Source organism: Candidatus Nitrosopumilus sp. (genome assembly GCF_029882185.1).
In the GTDB taxonomy this organism is placed as follows: Archaea; Thermoproteota; Nitrososphaeria; order Nitrososphaerales; family Nitrosopumilaceae; genus Nitrosopumilus.
Genome location: NZ_JAOULD010000098.1, coordinates 1 through 1,953, shown reverse-complemented (window position 1 = coordinate 1,953; position 1,953 = coordinate 1). Strand labels below are relative to the sequence as shown.

2 protein-coding genes are annotated in these 1,953 nt (G+C 32.4%); one reads left to right on the top strand and one right to left on the bottom strand.

All coding sequences use genetic code 11. The features are described 5' to 3' along the window. A partial coding sequence (locus tag OEW78_RS10520) for a chemotaxis protein (RefSeq protein WP_300327241.1) occupies positions 1-1,090 on the bottom strand: 1,090 nt, incomplete at its 3' end. 424 nt (positions 1,091-1,514) lie between these two features. Here OEW78_RS10520 and OEW78_RS10515 point away from each other — a divergent pair. Continuing rightward, on the top strand, positions 1,515-1,953 hold a 439-nt coding region (locus OEW78_RS10515), incomplete at its 3' end, for a cation:proton antiporter (RefSeq protein ID WP_300327240.1).

Below are 1,953 nucleotides of genomic sequence, written 5' to 3'. Positions count from 1 at the left end.
CAAATAATTTCTCAGATTTTTCATGAAATTCTTTAGTTGATTCATCTTGTCTCTTTAATGTGTCTGAAACTGAAGAAATCTTTTGTTCAATACTGTTTGTTTTATCAAATACATTTCGTTTGAAATCTGAGAAATCTGTTTGAACTGATTTGAGTCCTTCGCCAACAAATGCAGTTGCATCTGCTCTCTTTGCAAGCGCTCCAATCTCTGTTTCAATTTTATCTATTTTTCCTCCTAATTCTTTTATGGATTCGATGCTCAAATTGTCTAAAGAATTTGCCTTTGCCGCTATTGTATCAAATTGTTGCTTGAGTCCTTCAATTACCAGTCCTAATGAATCTATTTTTGAGGCTTTGGAAGATATGGCGTCAATTGTGATTTTGATTGCATCTAATTCTGTATTCAGGTTTGATGCTGTTGATGCCCCTTCAGCAATTCTTTCAAATTCCTGTTTGAGGCTTTCTATGATCTGAGATCCTGTATCTAACTTTGCAGTTTTTCCTGAAATCTCTTCTATACTTGTTTTTAAATTGTCTATCTCATTTCCAATTTCTATAAATGAATCTGTTTTCCCTGAAACTTTTCTTAGATCCTCTCTTACTTCATCAATTCTTTGAGCAATTTTAATGATCATCTGAGAATTATTCTTAATTGAATTTATACTGTCTTCTACTTGTTGGGATAATTCTTGTGATTTGGAAATTTTTTGTAATTCTGAAATTCTGTTTATTTCTTCTTGCAATTTTACAGTTTGATCATTTATCTTTGTAACCAAATTAGATTGTGTTCTAACTTGATTTAATCCTGCAAATAGTTTTTGAGTATCATCTTCTATAATGTCAATTTGTTTTGATTGTTTTTGAATATGCTCTAATGTAGATGTTAACGTGTCTATCATTCCTTTCATTGATACTAACACTTTTTGATTTTCGCCAAAAATTTTCGACATTACTTTGATCTCTTTTTGTAATGTCTTGTTGGTGTCTGATACTGATGCTACTTTTTTAAGTAATGCTGATGAACTTGGTTCTCTTTTTGTTACTTTCTTTACTTGATTTGTTATTTTTTTACTTGATGTTTTAGTAACCATGTAAGTTGAGTTAAAAATTTGAAGATAAAAAAGTTGGGTCTGAAATAAAAAATGTAAAGAGTTACTTGTTTACAACTTCTGGTTCATGTAGTAACTCATGAAATGTCTTTTCAGCTAGCCCATTTGCTGTTTCAATAAACCCTCTTGGACAATATTCACATTGAATCATATAGTACGGTATGGTACCGTACTATTAAGGACAAGGTGATTACACTGTAACCAATTATGCAGTCAGATACCCCAAGGTCATATCTCTTCATTCTATTCAGTTGACCTACTCATCACTCTGCACATGGATTATGATAATTAGGCATAAAGAGGTTAAACATTTCCGAACATTTTTGAATCTGTCTGAATTCAATTAGTCTTCTCTTTTGAATTTTCATTAAGATTCACTTTTAAACAAATTTGATAACTGACCATCATGGAGCGTATTTCACTTCAATTGGATTCAAGCGGAATTCATAGCTCCCTTAACAGCACTGTGAATAGTTTGATTGAGCAAATCACTCCTGAATTACCTCATACGAGTTTTGTTACTGATCTGGCATTCATTATGATAATTGGTGCTGTGGTGACTCTTGCATTTTTTAAAATAAAACAACCATTAATCATAGGTTATCTTTTTGCAGGAATGTTACTTGGACCACTTTCTCCTGTCTGGTCTTGGATTTTGCCTGATGGTAATCCTTCTCAAATTTTAGGAGGTGTGGGAATTCTGTCTGATATTTCTGCGTTAAATCTTTTTGCTGAAATTGGCGTCATTTTACTTCTTTTTGTAATTGGAATAGAATTCCCATATGCAAAAATAAAGAGTATTGGCCGTGAGGCAGTCGGCATCGGATCTATGGGATTGTTCTTAA